The following is a 19,004-nucleotide window of genomic DNA, read 5'->3' on the forward strand; positions in this document are numbered from 1 at the left end:
ACGTTTCGGACTTTTTTGTTTTGTTTTTTAGCGAAACAGATCGGTCAATCCTATCACATTTTCCCTATTAATGTAGAAGCAAAATGATTTTCAAACTCATTGTAAACGTTTTATAATCAAATTGTAAGGGGATGATTAGCATAAATCTTCGTCAATTAAATATCTTACGTGATTTAGCCGCCGGCCCCCGTTTTATATCCAGTCATAAAATAGCTGATAAATATGGCGTATCCCGAAAAACGGTTTATACGGATCTCACTGTTATTAATGATGCGATTGCTCTATTTGATATAAAAATTGAGAAACGGCCGCGGATGGGAATTAAACTTAGTGTGACTGACAGACAGAAGCCCCAGCTTAAGGCCTTTATTGAGAAACTGCAAAAGAAGCACATCGTATTAGATCAGCTGCAGCGCCAACTGCAAATTATAAAAGAACTGATTTGCGGCAGCGGCTGCATCAATATTTTGGACTGGTCGCTGCTTTATTTTATCAGTGAAGCCACTGTCAGACGAGACTGTGAAAAAGTAGCCGCATTAATAGCTGAAGACCAGCTGGAATTGGTTAAGGAACACGGCTGCATCTATCTTAGAGGCAAAGAAGAAAATATCAGAAAATTTCTAAGGAATTATATTATCGCTTCTTTCAGCATCGATGAGCAGAATCTAATCCATAATAAGGATTTAATCTTTTTCTTTTCAGTCTCTGCTATTAAAAAAATAATAAAGATTACAGAGAAGTGTGAAAGGTCCTATCAATTTAAGATTGTCAGGCAATATAAAAGTTACCTGATTTTGGATTTATTAATCAGTGTCCATCGGTATAAACTGGGGCATTTTGTCATAACAGGAGACAGCTTGCCGGACAGCAAAGAATTACAGCAATTTGAAGTCTACCTCTTTTCAGGAGAATTGCTGAGTCAGGCTTTGGGAAGTCCGATAAGTGCTATTGCCGACGGTGAGATAAAAAATATTGCTTATTCGCTGTTAGCAGTCGGCTATGAAATTAACCGTCTGGTGGAAAATTCAGAGATTAAAGCAACTGTCCAGCAGTTTATTCAGAAGGTAAGTCTTTTAATCGGTCTTGATCTAACAAAGGATGAGCATTTACTGAATATGCTGCTGAGCCATATCTATCCGATGGTCTTTCGTTTGCGGCATAAAGTGATGTTAAGCAATCAAACGACTGAGGAAATCAAGAAACAATACAGTGTTTTATATAATTTGGTCTGGCTAGCAGCAAAAACACTGGCTGATCAGTTTGATCTGGAATTTACAGCGACAGAAATTGCTTTTCTAACCATTCATTTTGAAATTGCGGCTGAAAAATTAACGAAGCCGCTGCTTATTTACGTTATCTGTCCCCACGGTTTAGCGATGTCAGAACTGATTATGGGGCAGTTAAGCCGAGTGTTTTCAGATTATGATAACTTGGTCAAACTTGAATGGAAGAATGTAAACAGCGAAACACTGGCTGCAGCGGATCTGATTATCAGCTCTATCGATCTGGAAGAGATGCCTGACAATTATATTAAGGTCAGTCATATTATAACAGACAAAGAAATGGATCATATCAGGGAACAGTATGCTCGGCTGACAAAAGGCAGGCGCAAAAATTTTTCCGCTTTCTCGAATAACCGTTTATCTGTCAGACTGATGCTTGAAAGATTGTTGGATAACCAGGTTTTACTGCGGAAGAACTGCCGCTCACCTGAAGAATGTATCACATTTTTAGCCGATCATTCTTTGGCGCAGAATCGTGAAAATCCTCTCTATTTACAATCTATTTTAGATCGGGAAAAACTGGGGAGCACCAGTCTTTATACAGGAGCTGCGCTGCCTCATGCGGATCCGCAGCATGTCTGTGAATCACAACTGGTTATGATGACATTGCAAAAGCCTGTCAGCTGGGGCGGCAATTTGGTTAAAGTGGTTATGCTGATTGCCGTAGCAGAAAAAGATGAGACCTTCTGTAAAGAAGCTTTGATTAGCTTATATGACAAAATCAGCGATCCAGATTATATTGAAATGTTATGGCTGGCCAAAGACCGCCAAAGCTTTATCAATCAATTACTATCAGAGGTGAGTGCAGATGATGGATAAAGAGATTATTGAGTTGGGAATTACAGAAATCAAAACAAAAGAAGCTGCTCTGACTTATTTGGCTTCTAAATTGGCAGAGAAGGGACTGGTTACAGAGAATTTCACTGAAGCTATTTTGGAGCGGGAAAAGATTTTTCCTACAGGTTTACAGCTGCCCGGTTATGGAGTAGCTATTCCTCATACTGATACAGTTTATGTCCGCAAACCACAGATTGCAGTTCTGACTTTAAAGGATCCGGTATCTTTTATTCAGATGGGGACAAGTGATACAGAAGTAGCTGTTGATGTTATTATTATGCTGGCAATTAAAGAAGTCCATAAACAAGTTGATATCCTTCAAAAGGTCATTCATCTTATCCAAGATACTCAAACAATCGGTCAAATCAGAACTTCATTGCCTCAAGACAAGCAGACTGTTGCCAATTTGCTGCAACAAAAAATAATGTTTTAGGAAGGAGAGGATTTTATGCTGAATCTATTACAGAGTTTTATTGACTTAGGTGCTATTGTTGTTTTACCGATTTTAATTTTTATATTTGGCTTGTTTTTAGGAACACCTCTAAAGAAATCATTTACTGCAGGCATCACCGTAGGTATTGGCTTTGTCGGATTAAATTTGATTGTTGATTTGCTCAGCACGGCCTTAGGACCTGCTGCTCAGGAAATGGTCAAAAGATTCGGGCTGAACCTGACCACACTTGATGTGGGCTGGCCGGCAGCTTCAGCTATCTCTTACGGGACTTTGCTGGGAAGCCTGTCCATTCCGATTGGGATTGGCATCAACCTTTTACTGTTATTCTTAGGATTGACTAAAACCCTGATGGTGGACATGTGGAATTTTTGGCATGCTGCCTTTATTGGTTCCTTGGTTTATGCGGTTACCGGCCATTTTATTTTAGGACTGTATGCCATGACAGCTTATCTGGTGCTTATTTATCTCTTAGCGGATATTATTGCACCTACTATTCAGAAATTTTACAGCTTTCCGAATATTACCTTTCCGCACGGCACTTCAGCACCAGGCTTCTTAATAGCTCTGCCGCTTAATTGGCTGTTTGACCGTATTCCCGGTTTCAATAAGATTAAAGCTGATCCGGAAACCATTCAAAAAAAATTCGGTGTTTTTGGAGAAAGCACGGTTATTGGTTTGATTATTGGCTTAATAATCGGCCTTTTAGCCGGATATCACCTAAAAGATATCCTTCAGCTGGGAGTCAGAACGGCAGCTGTTATGGTCTTAATGCCCAGAATGGTCGCTTTGCTGATGGAAGGTTTAACGCCAATTTCCGAAGCAGCTAATCAATTTGTCCAAAAAAGATTTCCTGGACGTGCGGTTAATATCGGGATGGATTCTGCCCTGTCAGTCGGTCATCCAGCAGTGCTCTCCAGTTCCTTGCTGCTTGTTCCGATAACCATCTTTTTAGCTGTTATCTTACCCGGAAACAGCACACTGCCTTTTGGCGATTTAGCGACTATTCCATTTGTTGTCTGTCTGATGGCTGCTGTTTTTAAGGGGAATATTGTCCGGACCGTTGTTGGCGGAACGCTCTATCTGGTATCCATTTTTTATATTACTTCCTGGGTGGCTCCGCTTGTTACTGCTGCTGCTCAAGCAGCTAAGTTCGATTTGGACGGTCAAACCAGTATTACTGCCCTAGCCGAAGGGGGGCTTATGGCCGACCTGGCTGTTTGTCTTTGGCGCCAAAACACTGCCTTGGGCTGTTATTACAGCTGTTTTGCTGGTTTCACTGGCTGGTTTGTACTATATGAATAAAGTTAAAAAATAATAAAAAGAGGTGAAGTGATGAAAAAACTATTGATTATGTGCGGTTCTGGTATTGCTACCTCAACTGTTGTTGCTGGGAAAGTACGTGACTGGTTGGAGGAAAAAGGGTACACTGATGAGGTTTCCCTCTATCAGTCAAAGGTAGCAGAAGAAGTCAATCATATTGACGACTACGATATTGTTATCAGTACGACTGTGGTTCCAGACAGCATTAAAAATAAGGTTATTGCCGGTTTACCCTTGTTAACAGGGATTAATGTCCAAGCATTCTGGGACGAGCTGGCAGAAAAGCTTCAAAATTAAAGGGCAGATCCAAGCTTGGCTGCCTACAGCTGTTTCCCAAAATAATAATTAATGATTGACCAACTCTTTTAAAATTCTTATAATAGAATAAAAAATCATTGAGCAATGGTCTAAGAGTATGCAAAAAGGGGATCAGGTCTCCAGTGCCGATTCAACATTTCCAGCTAAAAACGTCTGAAAACTTTGCAGACTTTCGCTTGCCGCCCTCTTCTAGTCGTCCTGGCAGGGGTGCGTCTGCGAAATCACAGATTTCTGGCTTACCGCCTTTTCATACGGATTTTTAAACGGGCTTTGTATCTTGGTGGAATCGAACACGGCCTAAAATCCTAGTGAAAAAGATAAAGTCCATCGCGATGTGGAGCATCGCTCGTCCTTCCCTATTTTCATACGGATTTTTAAACGGCCTTTGTATCTTATGGAATTGAACACGGCCTAAACGCTGTGTAAAAAAGATAGCCCTCCCTTGAGTCTTTAGTGACTCGGCGGTCAGGCTCCTATTTTTACTTTGCGTTCTTCACGGGCTTTGTATCTTATGGAATTGAACACGGCCTAAACGCTCGGGAAAAAGATGTCCCTCCCTCGTGTTTTGCAACACATCGGTTGGGCCCCTATTTTTCAGTCGCTTTTTAAACGGCCTTTGTATCTTATGGAGAGTGTGTTATGGGAATTTTTTCTGGTTTGTTTGGTAATGCTTCACAGAGAGATAAGGAGAAGGTTAAGCGCCAGCTTCAGGATATTCTGCTTCCTAGCGAAGAGGTAGAGCTAGCTTTTGTTTTAATTCGCGACCTGATTGTTTTTACAGAAAAACGTCTGATTTTAGTGGACAAACAAGGGGTAACAGGTAAAAAAACATCTTATAAATCTATCCCTTATCGTGCTATTTCTCGCTTTACAGTTGAGACATCGGGACATTTTGATCTGGATGCTGAATTAAAAATATGGGTTTCATCAGCAGCTGATCCGGCAGAGGTTCTGCAATTTAAGAGTGATTGCAGCGTTATTGATATTCAGCAGGCCTTAGCTGCAGCTGTTCTTAAGTAGCTGGATGAAAGCGTGTTATTTATGAAATTAAGCTGATTCCCTATCTTTTTTTCATGGATTGTGTTAAACTAAATAAGTTGTTAAACAACAAATTTAAGTTTTATAAGGTAGCTTCGTACTGCCTTTTAGAAAAGAGAACACAGTGAAATTTACAGAATTAAAGTTATCAGATAATATTCTGGCAGCGGTGGAAAAGGCTGGTTTTACGGAACCCTCGCCTATTCAGGAATTAACCATTCCCATTGCTTTGAGAGGGAAGGATTTGATTGGGCAGGCTCAGACAGGGACAGGAAAAACAGCTGCTTTTGGACTTCCAACTCTTGATAAAATCGACACAGATAAAAATGTGATTCAAGCTCTTGTTGTTGCTCCGACACGTGAGTTAGCTGTACAAAGCCAAGAAGAACTTTTTCGCTTTGGCCGTGAAAAAGGTGTTAAAGTCCGCTCCGTTTATGGCGGTTCAAGTATTGAAAAACAAATTAAAGCTCTTAAATCCGGAGCCCATGTTGTTGTTGGGACACCCGGACGTCTCCTTGATTTGATTAAGCGCAAAGCATTGAAACTATCTCAAGTTGAAACGCTGATTTTAGATGAGGCTGATGAAATGCTGAATATGGGCTTTTTAGAAGATATTGAGGCTATTATCAGCTATGTCCCTAAAGAACGGCAGACACTGCTCTTTTCAGCTACTATGCCTGATGCTATCAAGGGTATCGGCATCAAGTTCATGAAAGATCCTGAGCATGTCAAAGTTGCAGCGAAAGAACTGACGACTGACCTTGTTGATCAATACTATATTCGGGTCAAAGAAGGGGAGAAATTTGATACAATGACTCAGCTAATGGATGTTGATCAGCCAGAGCTGTCCATTGTTTTTGGCCGTACTAAACGCCGTGTTGATGAGCTGACCCGAGGACTTAAGTTGCGTGGTTTTCGTGCAGAAGGTATTCACGGAGATCTTGATCAGGGCAAGAGACTGCGTGTCTTGCGTGATTTCAAAAATGATAACCTCGATATTCTGGTTGCCACAGATGTTGCAGCACGAGGTTTGGATATCTCTGGTGTGACTCATGTCTACAACTATGATATTCCTCAAGATCCGGAAAGTTATGTTCACCGTATCGGCCGTACTGGCCGTGCCGGTAAGTTTGGTCAGTCTATTACCTTTGTATCACCGAATGAGATGGGCTATCTCTCGATTATTGAGCGTCTGACAAAAAAACGCATGAAAGGCCTTAAACCGCCTACTGCTCAGGAGGCTTTTCAGGCTAAGAAAAAGGTTGCTCTCCGGAAAATTGAGCGCGATTTTGCGGATGAAGCTGTCCGTGACCGCTTTGAAAAATTTAAGGGGGATGCGGTTAAATTAGCGGCAGAGTTTACCCCGGAAGAACTGGCTCTTTATATTTTAAGCTTAACTGTTCAAGATCCGGAAGCCCTGCCTAAAGTCGAAATTGCCAGAGAAAAACCACTTCCATTTAAGCCATCTGGCGGTACTTTCAATGATAAGGGCAGAAGTCGAGACAGAAAACGCGGCGGCCGTTATGACCGCCGAGGCCGGGATGGCCGCCGTGAATTTAAGAGGGTTTCTAACAAAAATAAAAAAGATTTTCAAAATAAAAATAATAAACGCCCTCACCGGACTTCAAGTGAAAAGAAAAGCGGTTTTGTCATCCGCAATAAAGGAGAAAGATAGTCTTATTTTGCTATTTTTATCCGTTTAGATAAAAATAAAAGATTATTCCCATCACAGCTGTTTCATCCCGAAGACAAACCTCACATGAGGTCTGTCTTTTTTGATTGAGCTGCAAAGCTATGAGTTTTCAATTAATAAGCAAATAATGAGAGTGGCTGCTTAGAAATTAAGACGCATCCAGATAAGGCTATCCAAACACAAAAGCTATTCTATAAAATAAACTAAGCTGGACACTTAATCCCAGCTTAGTTTTAAAAAGACACTGCGAGAAATAAGACTGTCAGCGAAAAGCAAATAGAACTCAGACACATCAAGATGAAATCACTCGTATGGTTTCGGAGGAATATGGAGAAAACAGAAAATCTATATAGCAGTATCAGTTTTATCTTTTATGTAGGCTAATTTTTCGGCTCTGGTTTTTTGTTTAAAGTGTTTCTCAGCTTTCATGGCTGCATTTTTATGATTAAAAGACTCCCAATAAAGGAGTTTAACCGGCAGCCGGCCTTTGGTGTATTTTGCCCCTTTCCCGGCATTGTGAGTTTTAAGGCGCTTTTTAAGATCGGTTGTGTAGCCCGTATAGAGACTGCCGTCAGCGCACTCTAAAACATACATGTAAGCCCTCGGTCCTGTTTCTTTGCCAAAATAAATAGCAAACACTTCATCGGTATATTCACCGTTGTCTTTGTGAATAACCAAGGGCGGGAGAATCTTTAGACCGTCTAGCGAACCATCCTTAATAGCTTCAATAAGGAGCATATTTGCTTCTTTATTTTGTTTCGGGTAAACAAATTGAATACGTTTAGGAGCTAATTTATATTTTTTCAGCGTTTCAATAATCTCCATAAAACGATCCGGTCTGTGTACTAAAGCAAGTCTTCCGTTTGATTTTAAAGCTTGCTGACTGACCGCACAAATCTCTTCTAAATTGGTCGTTATTTCATGTCTGGCCAATAAATAATACGGAGAGAGGTTCTTTTTGGAGCTCTTACTTGTCTTAAAATAAGGCGGATTGCAGAGAATTAAATCGACACCGGAACGCGGCACATAGGCCAGCAGATTATTAAGATTATCTTCTATCATGCTAACCTGATCTTGCAGCTGATTGAGTTCAATAGAACGCTGTCCCATATCTGCTAAGCGTTCTTGCAATTCAATCTCAACAATTTTGGCCTTCGTTCTAGTTGAAGCGAAGAGACCGACAGCGCCATTGCCGGAGCATAAATCAACAACCAGGCCTTTGCTGGGAAATTTAGGAAAACGGGAAAGGAGAACAGAATCAACGGAATAGCTGAAAACATCTTTGTTCTGAATAATCTTAACGTCAGTGGAAAAAAGCTGGTCGATCCGTTCTTTATTTTTTAAAATCGGCTTAGTCATGGGTTTTATTATAACAAAATTTCCTTTTGCTGCAAACAGCAGTCAGAGGTTATAATTCCTGCCTGTTCATTTAGACTGAATGAAATCTGTTTTGAAATTTATGGGCACACAACCTTTCCCTCTGCCATTCCATTCATTGTTTTTCTCCTATTTTTAGCAGTTAATCCTTAAACCGCAAAATAAAATAATTGCTGACTATTTTTGAAAAGAAATAAAAAAGTGATTTTTCTGTCTTCTTAAATAGACTGAGAAATGGTACAATGAAGAGGAATATTTTTGTTACATTCTAAAAGCTTGGCAGAGGTGCTGCCTGTGAAATCAGAGATTTCTGGCTTACCGCCAGCCGTAGCCGTCTGAAGGCTTTGCCGTCTTGACAGCCGACCGCACCCTTCTAGTCGTCCTGGCAGGGGTGCTGCCTGTGAAATCAGAGATTTCTGGCTTACCGCCAGCCGTAGCCGTCTGAAGGCTTTGCCGTCTTGACAGCCGACCGCACCCTTCTAGTCGTCCTGGCAGGGGTGCGCCGACGAAATCGAAGATTTCTGGCTTACCGCCTTTTCATACGGATTTTTATACGGCCTTTGTATCTTGTTGGAATTGAACACGCCCTAAGAGCTGTGCAAAAAAGACAGTCTGTCCTAGAGCCTTACGGCTCTTCGTCCAGCCTCCTATTTTTGCTTTGCTCTTTTAACGGGCTTCGTATCTTGTTGGAATTGAACACGGCCTGAAAGCTCGGAAAAAAGACAGCCCCCTAGAGTCTTTAGTGACTCTTCGGTCAGGCTCCTATTTTTCAGTCGCTTTCTTAACGGCCTTTGTATCTTGGTGAATTGAACACGCCCTAAGAGCTGTGCAAAAAAGACAGTCTGTCCTAGAGCCTTGCGGCTCTTCGTCCAGCCTCCTATTTTTGCTTTGCTCTTTTAACGGGCTTTGTATCTTGTTGGAATTGAACACGCCCTAAGAGCTATGCAAAAAAGACAGTCTGTCCTAGAGCCTTGCGGCTCTTCGTCCAGCCTCCTATTTTTGCTTTGCTCTTTTAACGGGCTTTGTATCTTGTTGGAATTGAACACGCCCTAAGAGCTGTGCAAAAAAGACAGTCTGTCCTAGAGCCTTGCGGCTCTTCGTCCAGCCTCCTATTTTTGCTTTGCTCTTTTAACGGGCTTCGTATCTTGTTAATAAAAAGGAGATTTTTTGTGTTTTACGCTTATTTACGTGGTTTGGTGGCTTTTTTACTTTGGCTGGTTAATGGCAATGCGGTTTATCGTCACCGTGAACGGATACTGAGTCAAAGCGAGAACTATATTTTAGTTGCCCCTCACCGGACATGGTGGGATCCTGTTTATTTGGCTTTTGCGACAAAACCTAAACAGTTTATTTTTATGGCTAAGAAGGAGCTTTTTACCAATCGTATTTTTGGTTGGTGGATTCGGATGTGCGGCGCTTTTCCTATAGATCGGGAAAATCCAGGTCAGGAAGCTATTAAGTATCCAGTAAAGGTCTTAAAAAACAGTGATCGCTCCTTGATTATGTTTCCCAGCGGAAGCCGCCATTCCACAGATGTTAAAGGGGGAGTAGCGGTTATTGCTAAGATGGCTAAAGTTAAAATTCAGCCAGCTGTTTATGGTGGTCCGCGCTCATTCAAGGGGCTGCTTAAGGGAGAACCTATTGATATTAATTTTGGCCAAGCTATTGACATAAGCGATATTAAACGAATGAATGATGATGGTATTAATGAGGTTGCCGACCGTGTTCAAAGGAGTTTCTCTCAGCTTGATACGGAGAACGCTGAATACGGGCGGACAAAGAAGCTGAACCCGCTAACGTATATTTACCGCCTGCCTCTTGGCCTGCTGGCTGCTGTGGTGGTTTTACTAACCTTGCTGTTCAGCTATTTAGCCAGCTTTGTCTGGAATCCTGAGAAACATCGTAAATAATTTTCTTATCAAAAATTTTAAAGGCTTTGAACATGATTTTCGACATGTTTGAGGCTTTTTTTGCTGTTTTCTCATATTTTTTCGAATATTAACAGTGAGGAGGGGAGTATGCTGGATGAGATACTGAATAAATTTAAAGAAAAGAAATTTATGTTTATATCGGCTTTAATCAGTGTGCTGTTGATCTTGACTGTCTTATCTTTTTATATTTTTTCTCATAGATCACAGCAAAAAGACAGTGATAGTTTTTCAGCCTATCAAACGATTCTTAACAGTTCAGGGAGCAAGCAAACGGCACTTTCAGGCAAGGATTCACAAAAGCAGGCCGATAATGCGGAGATTACAATTGATATAAAAGGGGCTGTTCAGAAAGAAGGTGTCTATACCTTGCCAGCAGGTAGCCGAGTAACTGATGCGGTCAAACGTGCTGGCGGCCTGACAGCAGAAGCAGACAGAAAATCGGTCAATCTCGCGCAAAAGATTGAAGATGAAGCTGTTATTTATATTGCTGAAAAAGGTGAAAATATCAGTGTCATTCCGCCGTCATCAGCTTCGGGAGCTGACAGCACCGAACCCGGAGCTGGAGAAAAAATTAACTTAAACACTGCGACTCTCGCTGAACTTCAGACCCTTTCAGGTATTGGAGTCAAACGGGCTCAGGATATTCTTGATTACCGTGACAGCAAAGGGAGGTTCAGTTCTGTAGATGAGCTGGCTGAAATTTCGGGTATTGGCGAGAAAACGTTGGCAAAGCTTAAAGAAGAGGTGACGGTTGATTAACGGTTATCCGATTAAACTGATTCATCTGGCTTTTTTACTGCTTCTGCTCTATTTTTGGTTTTTTTCTGCAACTATTTTAGGTCTGTTTTTATTCGCTTTTGCTCTAATCTGTCTTTTCAGGCAATACAGCTGGCAGAAAGCTTTGTTAGCAATGCTGATTTTAGCAGCTTTTGCTGTTTACTTTGGCTTTTGGCAGAAACGACAGGAAAAAGCTTATCAGGAAGCACCCGCTGCGATTCGTTATATTGAGCTCGTTTCGGACAGTATTGCAGTCAACGGTGACTTGCTTTCTTTTCAAGGGAAATCTGATGGCAGAAAATATCAAGTATTTTATCGATTCCAATCAAAAGAGGAAAAAGATTTCTTTAATAGCCTCAGTGATACTGTCATTCTGCAGGTAGAAGGTGAGATAGCAGAAGCGGAAACAGTCCGTAATTTTGATGGTTTTGACTATCGCAGCTACTTGAAAAATCAGGGAATTTACCGCCTGATTGAGCTGAAAAATATCCAACAGTTCAGGCAGCTGTCATCGAAAACTCCCTTACATTATCTGCAGGAATGGCGCCGAAAAGCTGTTATTTTTATTCAGCATCATTTTCCTGCCCCTATGAGATACTATATGACAGGCCTCTTATTTGGCTACTTGGATAAATCTTTCGATGAAATGGCAGATCTGTATACCAGCCTTGGTATTATTCATTTATTTGCCTTATCAGGAATGCATGTCGGTTTCTTTGTCAGGCTTTTCCGCTTTTGCTTTTTGCGTTTAGGTATGAGGCGCGATTATGTGGACTATCTGCAAATTCCTTTTTCCTTTTTATATGCTGCTTTGACAGGTTTTTCTGTATCTGTTATGCGCAGTCTGGTTCAAAATGGTTTCTCTAATCTTGGTATTAAAGGAGTAGACAATTTTGCCCTGACCCTTATGACGTTTTTCTTGATAATGCCGCATTTTCTTTTGATAAGGAGTGGGATTTTATCCTTTGCCTATGCTTTTATATTGATTTTGATAGATTTTTCCAGTCTCGGCCGCTATCAGAGAAAACTGGCTGAGTCTTTGACCCTTGCTATTGGTATTTTACCGCTAGTGCTTTATTTCTTTTCCGTTTTTCAGCCCTTATCTGTTTTTTTTACTATTTTCTTTTCGCTGACTTTTGAATTTCTTTTTTTACCTTTGCTGACTGTCATTTTTCTGCTTTCTCCCTTTATTAAAATAACTTTTGTCAATTCTTTATTTGTCCTTCTGGAAAGTATTATCAATCAGCTCAGTCAGTTTTTTTCCCGTCCCTTAGTTTTAGGCCAGCCTCAGTTACCGATTCTTATTTTGCTGTTTATTTTACTGGGACTGCTTTATGATTTTTATCATCGAAAGAAACTGGCTTTGCTGCTGACTTTGCCGATTGCTCTTTTATTTTTCAGCAGCAAACTGCCCTTAGAAAATGAGATAACGATGATAGATGTCGGACAGGGAGACAGTATCTTTTTAAGAGATATGCAGGGGAAAACCATTTTGATTGACGTAGGTGGGAGACCGGTTTTCACCAATAAAGAAAGTTGGCAGAAAAGATGGGGGAAGAGCAATGCTGAGAAGACTCTGATCCCCTATCTGCGCAGCCGCGGGGTCAGTAAAATTGATCAGCTGGTCTTAACACATGCAGATACAGACCATGTAGGCGATTTGCAGGTTTTGGCTAAATATTTTAAAATCGGAGAAATTTTAATCAGTCCAGGCAGTTTGACTCAGAATGATTTTGTTCAGACCTTAAAAGCAATGAAGACTGAAGTTCGTACTGTTAAAGCAGGAGACAGTCTGTCAATTATGCAGAGCCGTTTGTATGTTTTACACCCTTATCAAACAGGAGATGGCAGCAATAATGATTCAATAGTATTATACGGCTATCTGCTTAATCAGAGTTTTCTATTTACAGGTGATTTAGAGAAGGAGGGGGAAGAGAAGCTGATGCAGCTTTACAGCCGTCTGCCTGTTGATGTGTTGAAGGTAGGTCATCATGGCAGCAAGGGTTCAACAAGTTCAGAATTTTTGAGTTTTATCAAGCCTAGGTATGCTTTAATCTCTGCAGGTGTTGGCAACCGCTATCAGCATCCACATCAGGAAACACTGAATCGGTTAAAAGCAGTTTCTGTAAAGATTTACCGGACAGATCTTCAAGGAGGTATACGCTTTCGGGGCTGGAACAGCTGGCAGACGGAGACTGTAAAATAGGCTGTAAGTGAAGGAGAAGAAAAAAAGAAGATTCACTGAGAGCTAAGCAGACAGCAAAGAAAACATTCTTTAGATTTTTAAAGAGCTAATCTGAAAAACGATTATGATTGATGTTAAAGGTGTAAAGGTAATCTAGCATAGAAATAATTTTTTTTGCACTTTAGCAGTTTTTTAACAGAAAATTTCCTATCTTTCTGTTAAAAATCCCATTTAGAAATGCAGAGAAAAAATTACATTTTAAATTTTTCCAGCTAAATTTCAAGTTGAAGTTAGCCACTGAATACAATTTCTCTAGGTGTCTTGTAGTTTAATATTCGTTTGGGATAATTGTTTATCCACCATTCAATCTGAGTGGCCAGTTTTCTGGTCGCTCTTGTTTTTCCCTTGGGTAGGAAACGTCGAATAAGACGGTTGTGATTCTCATTAGAGCCTCTTTCCCAAGAGCAATAAGGGTGAGCATAGTAGATCTTCTCTTCACTAAAAATCTCGCTTAGTCTAGCAAATTCTGCCCCATTATCAGCTGTGATTGACGTGATCTGATATTCCTGTAAAATGCTCGACAAGGCTTCGTTAACGGTTTGTGCTGTCTTACTGGGCAAGTAACGAATGATTTCATACCTGGTTTTTCGATCTGTTAATGTCAGAAAGCAAGGCGCTTTAGCCCGTGTCTGAACAACCGTATCAATCTCATAATGCCCAGCCTCCAGTCGTTGAGTGATCGCTTCAGGCCGCTCCTCAATCGACTTTCCAACAGGCATGAAATTAGGACTGGCTGTTTTCTTAGGGGATTTGCCTTTTCTTGGATACAGCCTATCTGCCTTAGTCAGCCCCAGGTACCCCTTGTCCATCCAGTAGTATATGGTGGATTGTGGGACGTTGACTTTACGTTTTGAAATCATCTCAGGTGACCACTTCAGCTTGATGTAGTGGACAATGGTTTCCTTGACTTTCTTCGTGAGACTAACAGCTTTACGGCTATTTTTTCGATTAATCTCATACACTTCCTGAGCTCTATCCGCCCTATAAAGCTTCTCAAACTTCCCCTTACGCACCTGTTGGAGGACCAGTCCACGTTTCATCTCGTTGTTTATCGTTTGAGGAGCTTTGCCTAAGAGACCTGCAATCTCACGATTAGATTTCCCTTCTTGCTTCCAGCGTTCAATCAAGCGGCGATCAGCTATTGTCAAGTGCTTGCCTGTTGGTGTATAATGGTCTTGCATCTCTATGTCCTTTACTTGTGTTTTCGTCAACTACAAGTGTAACATAGAGGTGTTTTTTTGCATCTAAGTGGCTAACTTCATTTTAGAACTTTCATTTAAATTTTTCCATGTCTTTACCTCAGTATTTTCGGCAGATGGATTTGCTTTTTTTAGAAAATCGTGGTATGATGGAAAGATAAAATTAAAGTAGGAGTTTCTTTTATGTTTACAGCTTATAAAAAATTTTGGCTGCAGTATGCCGATTTTACTGGGAAATCTACCCGTTCTGATTACTGGTGGGTTGTTCTCTGCAACTTTTTAATTGCCTTACCCTTCGGGCTGATTACTGGGGTTCTTTTTCTGAGTCAGCTTTTTTCAACATTGGCTTCTTATAGTGACAGCTATTATACTATGTCGGAAGAAGAACTGGTTTTTCTTATTTTGAGTAATCTCGGTGCCTTGATTCCCTTAATGCTTATTGCTGCCATATGGAATATTGCTATTTTTGTCCCAACATTGGCTCTGCAGGTTCGGCGCCTTCGTGATGCCGGTTTTCACTGGGCCTTTATTTTCTTTAATTTAGGCAGTCTATTAACTGTAATACCTATTATAGGCTGGCTTTTCTCGCTTGGCTTTCAGATTGCACTCATTGTGTTTTTCTGCTTCCCAAGTAAGGAATCAGCAGGCAATAATATAGCCGCCGGTCCTGCAACAGTTACCCAAGCTCCTTTAGCTGCTCCTGATATGACAGCAAGTTCAGCTACTGGAACTTCTGCTGTAAATCAAGTTCAGCCAGAGGCAGCTGTTTCATCTCCAGAACCAGCTGTACAGCCTGACCCGAATGCAAATTCAGCTGCTCAGATCAGTGGTGAAGACGGAACGTTAGATTCTGCTATCTCTGAAACTGGAGAATAATTTTTGAAATCAGCCTGTTGTAGCTGATGAAGTCCCTTTTAGCTGCAGCTTATCTGCAGTTGACTTTGTCAGTCAGCAGGCTGTTTTTCTGGCATTATAGCTGAGAAAAGGAAAACAGTTAGGAGTGTTTCTGTGGTGGAGCTTTTAACATTCAAGGGATTAATAGCTTCTTCTTGCTCTCAGTTTGTTTCTAAGTTATTTTGATTGTGTTTGAGATGTGATAGGAAAATAAAATGCTCGACATTGAAAAAATTAATCAGCTCACTAAGGAAAAATTGCTGCCAGTGACTGTTCTGTCAGGCGAAGATTTGGGGCAGTACAGTCAGATGAAGCAGCTTTTGATGGAACAGATTGGCTTTGATATTACCGATTTAAGCTATTCTTATTTTGATATGGCAGAAGCGGATTATCAAGAGGCAGAATTGGATTTGGAAAGTCTGCCTTTTTTTGCCGATGAAAAGATTGTTGTTTTTGATAATCTTTTGGATATTACCACAGCTAAAAAATCTTTTTTAGAACCTGCTGCTCTTAAACGTTTGGAGGCTTATATAGAGAATCCTGTCAGCAGCACCCGTTTGATTATTTTGGCACCGGCTAAATTAGATGGCAAACGCCGAATGGTTAAATTATTAAAGCGTGATGCGCAGATTTTTGAGGCTGGCCCAGTTAAGGAAGCAGAGCTTAAAACTTATTTTCAGAAACTGGCCCATCAGCAGGGACTTGTGTTTGAAAAGGGGGTCTTTGATGAGTTGCTGCTTAAATCTAATTTTGATTTTAGTGACATAATGAAAAACCTCCTGTTTTTAAAAGCTTATAAAAAAGACGGTCATATTGAGGCTTCTGATGTCGCTGAAGCTATTCCTAAAACATTGCAGGATAACATTTTTGAGATGACTCAGCTCGTTTTAGGAGGTAAAATTGATGCGGCGCGTGACTTGGTCCGTGACTTGCGCTTGCAGGGTGAAGATGACATTAAACTGATTGCTGTGATGTTAGGGCAATTTCGGATGTTTACTCAGGTGAAAATACTATCAGTACAAGGCAAAAATGAACAGCAGATTACAGCAGACTTATCAGCTTATCTCGGTCGCAGAGTCAATCCTTATCAAGTGAAATTTGCACTGCGTGATTCAAGAACTCTGTCACTTTCTTTTTTAAAACAGGTTCTGGCAGATTTAATCGAGGCAGACTACATGATTAAACAGGGACGTTACGATAAAGATTATTTATTTGATTTAGTTTTGCTTAAAATTGCTGGCAGCAGGAGCCAGTAATTTGCGAAATGGCAGAATAAACTGTCAAAGGGAGCTCTTTGGCAGTGGGTATAAAGAGGCCTTTAGCTTGCTGAAAATCATAATCAAATTCTTTGAAAGGCCCATGTTTTTGCGATACAATAGCATCATCAAAAAGAAAAGAGGAATTTGATATGGCTATTATATTACCAGATCTTCCCTACGCTTACGACGCACTTGAACCTTATATCGATACTGAGACAATGAAACTGCATCATGATAAGCATCATGCAACCTATGTGGCTAATGTTAATGCTGCTCTGGAAAAACATCCTGAAATTGGCGAGAATTTAGAAGTTCTTTTAGCAGATGTTGAACAAATCCCGGCAGATATCCGCCCGGCAGTTATTAACAATGGCGGAGGCCACCTTAACCATGCTCTCTTTTGGGAACTGCTTTCACCTGAAAAAACGGAACCGTCTGCAGAACTTGTTCAAGCTATTGATGAAGCATTTGGTTCATTTGAGGACTTCAAAGCTGCTTTTACTGCCGCAGCAACGACACGATTTGGCTCTGGCTGGGCTTGGCTGGTCCTCAATGGAGACGGCAGACTGGAAGTGATTTCAACAGCTAATCAGGACAGCCCGATTATGGAAGGCAAGACACCAATCTTGGCCCTTGATGTTTGGGAACATGCCTATTATCTCAATTACCGCAATGTACGTCCGGATTATATTAAAGCTTTCTTTGAGGTGATTAACTGGCCTAAAGTGGCTGAACTTTATAAACAGGCTAAATCAGTTTAGAGCTGGTGAGGCGAAAACGAGCCTTTTAAAGTTACCCCCTGATGATAGGCTTAGTTCTGGAAACTAAGAACAGAAAAATCATTAATGAAAAAGGATTCAGCTCAGAGCTAATCCTTTTTTTGTTTGAGGGAGTTCAGCCAATATTGGAATAAAAAACGATTTGGAAATTATTTTTGAGGAGATAAGCCAAACAAGGCAGCCTGGCTCTTTTTAAGGTTATAAAGCAGCTGTCAAATCTTGCAGAGAACTTGGAACAGAGTTCTCTTAAGCCAATATTAGTTTTTAGTCCTGTTTTCTTTAACAAGCAGTTTGTCCGGATTTTAGGCTGTTAGTTGTATTAAAAATTCTTCACATATTGGGGGATAGTCTGAAATCTCTGCGAATAATCGCTTTATATTTCTTAAAGACTTTTTCGGAGTCTGACAGTTTTATTTTGGGTGAATGTAAGACTAAAAATTGTCAATCTCCTTGCTTTTTTTTATCTTTGTTATAAAATAGAAAGGGTTAGGAGAAATATGATGCATAAGAAAAAGAAAGAAATTGTGACGGGGAGTGTTATCTGCGGTTTGTTGCTGCTTGGTGTCCTTGCAGTTTTCCTGCTGATGACTAATCAAGCTATCACTCACAGCCGTAAAAATCAGCATTCTAAATCAAGTTCGGCGCAATCACAGGATACCAGTCAGCAGGCAGCTGAGGATTTGCCGGTCAAAACACCGGAAGAAAAACAGGCGGCATTTGACGCTGATGCTGCAACGATGGAGGCTTATGGGCTGACATATGATTATGTTCATCTAAATTTGGCTGAAGTGGTACAGGCTTTCTTGGCGGATCAGGGGATCGAGCCTTCACAGGTTGCTTTTTCTTATAAAAATGTGGTGACTGGTGAAACCTATGCTATGAATGATACCCAGCCTATGACTGCCGGCAGTACTTATAAACTGCCTTTGAATATGCTGGTTGTCGATGCAGTAACGGAGGGTGAACTCTCCATGACAGAACGGTTTGATATTACGGGAACCGAATATGAATATCTTGGTGAGCATGATGCCTATGTGGCCCAGTTTGACGGTGCTATGACTATTGCTGATATGCAGGAATATTCTTTGGTCTATTCTGAGAATACACCGGCTTATGCTTTAGCTGAGCGTTTGGGTGGTTTGGAGCAGGTTTATCCTATGTTCAGCCGCTATGGGGAATCAAAGGCTGATATTAAAACCATTCAGTCTGAAGGCAATAAAACAACAACAGACTACTATATTCAGGTTTTAGATTATCTTTGGCAGCATCAGGAAAAATATGCTGATATTTTGTATTATTTAGAGCAGTCTTTCCCTGAATACTATTACCGTACCTTTATGCCAGCCGACGTAGTCGTCGCACAAAAACCAGGTTATGTTCGTGAAGCTCTCAATGTAGATGCAGTTGTGTATGAAGAAACGCCTTACATTGTGGCGATTTACACTGCTGGTCTGGGAGGTTCCGATGAGACAACTGAAGAAGTCAATAACTATGGCCTTTACCAGCTGGAGGCTTTGGCCTATGTGATCAATGAATGGCATCGTGTTAACATGAATCCAGCTCTTAATTCAGAGCAAACAGTGATTAACAATTAAAAAGC

14 protein-coding genes and 1 pseudogene are annotated in these 19,004 nt (G+C 40.8%); 13 read left to right on the forward strand and 2 right to left on the reverse strand.

Features of this window, described 5'->3' with window-relative positions:
* Window positions 1-131: 131 nt before the first annotated feature.
* The 6 genes and pseudogenes from DDV21_RS03775 (at window position 132) to cshA (ending at window position 6,925) form a co-directional block, all read left to right on the forward strand.
* Window positions 132-2,102, forward strand: a complete 1,971-nt coding sequence (locus tag DDV21_RS03775) for a BglG family transcription antiterminator (protein WP_116878664.1) — start codon at window positions 132-134, stop codon at window positions 2,100-2,102.
* On the forward strand, window positions 2,092-2,553 hold the full coding sequence (locus tag DDV21_RS03780; protein ID WP_116878665.1) for a PTS sugar transporter subunit IIA: 462 nt from the start codon (window positions 2,092-2,094) through the stop codon (window positions 2,551-2,553). The genes DDV21_RS03775 and DDV21_RS03780 overlap by 11 nt, the downstream gene beginning before the upstream one ends.
* Window positions 2,554-2,568: 15 nt before the next feature.
* Window positions 2,569-3,889: pseudogene (locus tag DDV21_RS03785) on the forward strand (PTS galactitol transporter subunit IIC).
* A gap of 17 nt (window positions 3,890-3,906) precedes the next feature.
* Window positions 3,907-4,191 (forward strand): PTS sugar transporter subunit IIB, encoded by a 285-nt coding sequence (locus DDV21_RS03790; RefSeq protein ID WP_116878666.1) that lies wholly within the window; start codon window positions 3,907-3,909, stop codon window positions 4,189-4,191.
* Between the two features lie 660 nt (window positions 4,192-4,851).
* On the forward strand, window positions 4,852-5,232 hold the full coding sequence (locus tag DDV21_RS03795) for a PH domain-containing protein (protein WP_116878667.1): 381 nt from the start codon (window positions 4,852-4,854) through the stop codon (window positions 5,230-5,232).
* Window positions 5,233-5,374: 142 nt separating this feature from the next.
* A complete protein-coding gene (gene cshA / locus DDV21_RS03800; protein WP_116878668.1) occupies window positions 5,375-6,925 on the forward strand; it encodes a degradosome RNA helicase CshA in 1,551 nt (516 codons plus the stop codon).
* Window positions 6,926-7,288: 363 nt separating this feature from the next.
* Here the strand turns inward: cshA and DDV21_RS03805 are convergent, their stop codons facing one another.
* On the reverse strand, window positions 7,289-8,302 hold the full coding sequence (locus DDV21_RS03805) for a GIY-YIG nuclease family protein (protein WP_116878669.1): 1,014 nt from the start codon (window positions 8,300-8,302) through the stop codon (window positions 7,289-7,291).
* Between the two features lie 1,187 nt (window positions 8,303-9,489).
* Here DDV21_RS03805 and DDV21_RS03810 point away from each other — a divergent pair.
* The 3 genes from DDV21_RS03810 (at window position 9,490) to DDV21_RS03820 (ending at window position 13,234) form a co-directional block, all read left to right on the forward strand.
* Window positions 9,490-10,230: a lysophospholipid acyltransferase family protein gene (locus tag DDV21_RS03810; protein ID WP_116878670.1), complete on the forward strand. Its 741-nt coding sequence runs from the start codon at window positions 9,490-9,492 to the stop codon at window positions 10,228-10,230.
* 108 nt (window positions 10,231-10,338) lie between these two features.
* Window positions 10,339-11,010 carry a helix-hairpin-helix domain-containing protein gene (locus DDV21_RS03815; RefSeq protein WP_116878671.1) on the forward strand — a complete coding sequence of 224 codons (672 nt, stop codon included), beginning with the start codon at window positions 10,339-10,341 and terminating at the stop codon, window positions 11,008-11,010.
* Entirely contained in the window at window positions 11,003-13,234 is a 2,232-nt protein-coding gene (locus DDV21_RS03820; protein WP_116878672.1) for a DNA internalization-related competence protein ComEC/Rec2, read from the forward strand. Before DDV21_RS03815 ends, DDV21_RS03820 begins: the two co-directional genes overlap by 8 nt.
* A gap of 269 nt (window positions 13,235-13,503) precedes the next feature.
* On the opposite strand, the gene DDV21_RS03825 is transcribed toward DDV21_RS03820, so the two are convergent.
* Window positions 13,504-14,454 (reverse strand): IS30 family transposase, encoded by a 951-nt coding sequence (locus tag DDV21_RS03825; RefSeq protein WP_117287770.1) that lies wholly within the window; start codon window positions 14,452-14,454, stop codon window positions 13,504-13,506.
* Window positions 14,455-14,655: 201 nt separating this feature from the next.
* On the opposite strand from DDV21_RS03825, the gene DDV21_RS03830 reads away from it, so the two are divergent.
* From DDV21_RS03830 to DDV21_RS03845, 4 genes are all read left to right on the forward strand, one after another.
* On the forward strand, window positions 14,656-15,348 hold the full coding sequence (locus DDV21_RS03830) for a DUF805 domain-containing protein (RefSeq protein WP_116878495.1): 693 nt from the start codon (window positions 14,656-14,658) through the stop codon (window positions 15,346-15,348).
* 233 nt (window positions 15,349-15,581) lie between these two features.
* Window positions 15,582-16,622 carry a DNA polymerase III subunit delta gene (gene holA / locus DDV21_RS03835; RefSeq protein ID WP_116878494.1) on the forward strand — a complete coding sequence of 347 codons (1,041 nt, stop codon included), beginning with the start codon at window positions 15,582-15,584 and terminating at the stop codon, window positions 16,620-16,622.
* Between the two features lie 152 nt (window positions 16,623-16,774).
* Window positions 16,775-17,386, forward strand: a complete 612-nt coding sequence (gene sodA / locus DDV21_RS03840) for a superoxide dismutase SodA (protein WP_116878493.1) — start codon at window positions 16,775-16,777, stop codon at window positions 17,384-17,386.
* A gap of 518 nt (window positions 17,387-17,904) precedes the next feature.
* On the forward strand, window positions 17,905-18,999 hold the full coding sequence (locus tag DDV21_RS03845) for a serine hydrolase (RefSeq protein ID WP_116878492.1): 1,095 nt from the start codon (window positions 17,905-17,907) through the stop codon (window positions 18,997-18,999).
* The last annotated feature ends 5 nt before the right edge of the window (window positions 19,000-19,004 follow it).

Source organism: Streptococcus chenjunshii (assembly GCF_003086355.1).
Lineage (GTDB): Bacteria > Bacillota > Bacilli > Lactobacillales > Streptococcaceae > Streptococcus > Streptococcus chenjunshii.

Excerpts from the sequence above, each read along its gene's own strand:
- DDV21_RS03790 (WP_116878666.1), top strand. The coding sequence starts at position 3,907 with ATGAAAAAACTATTGATTATGTGCGGTTCTGGTATTGCTACCTCAACT.
- holA (WP_116878494.1), top strand. The coding sequence starts at position 15,582 with ATGCTCGACATTGAAAAAATTAATCAGCTCACTAAGGAAAAATTGCTG.
- DDV21_RS03795 (WP_116878667.1), top strand. The coding sequence starts at position 4,852 with ATGGGAATTTTTTCTGGTTTGTTTGGTAATGCTTCACAGAGAGATAAG.
- DDV21_RS03775 (WP_116878664.1), top strand. The coding sequence starts at position 132 with ATGATTAGCATAAATCTTCGTCAATTAAATATCTTACGTGATTTAGCC.
- DDV21_RS03780 (WP_116878665.1), top strand. The coding sequence starts at position 2,092 with ATGATGGATAAAGAGATTATTGAGTTGGGAATTACAGAAATCAAAACA.
- DDV21_RS03825 (WP_117287770.1), bottom strand. The coding sequence starts at position 14,454 with ATGCAAGACCATTATACACCAACAGGCAAGCACTTGACAATAGCTGAT.
- DDV21_RS03815 (WP_116878671.1), top strand. The coding sequence starts at position 10,339 with ATGCTGGATGAGATACTGAATAAATTTAAAGAAAAGAAATTTATGTTT.
- sodA (WP_116878493.1), top strand. The coding sequence starts at position 16,775 with ATGGCTATTATATTACCAGATCTTCCCTACGCTTACGACGCACTTGAA.
- DDV21_RS03845 (WP_116878492.1), top strand. The coding sequence starts at position 17,905 with ATGCATAAGAAAAAGAAAGAAATTGTGACGGGGAGTGTTATCTGCGGT.
- DDV21_RS03805 (WP_116878669.1), bottom strand. The coding sequence starts at position 8,302 with ATGACTAAGCCGATTTTAAAAAATAAAGAACGGATCGACCAGCTTTTT.
- DDV21_RS03830 (WP_116878495.1), top strand. The coding sequence starts at position 14,656 with ATGTTTACAGCTTATAAAAAATTTTGGCTGCAGTATGCCGATTTTACT.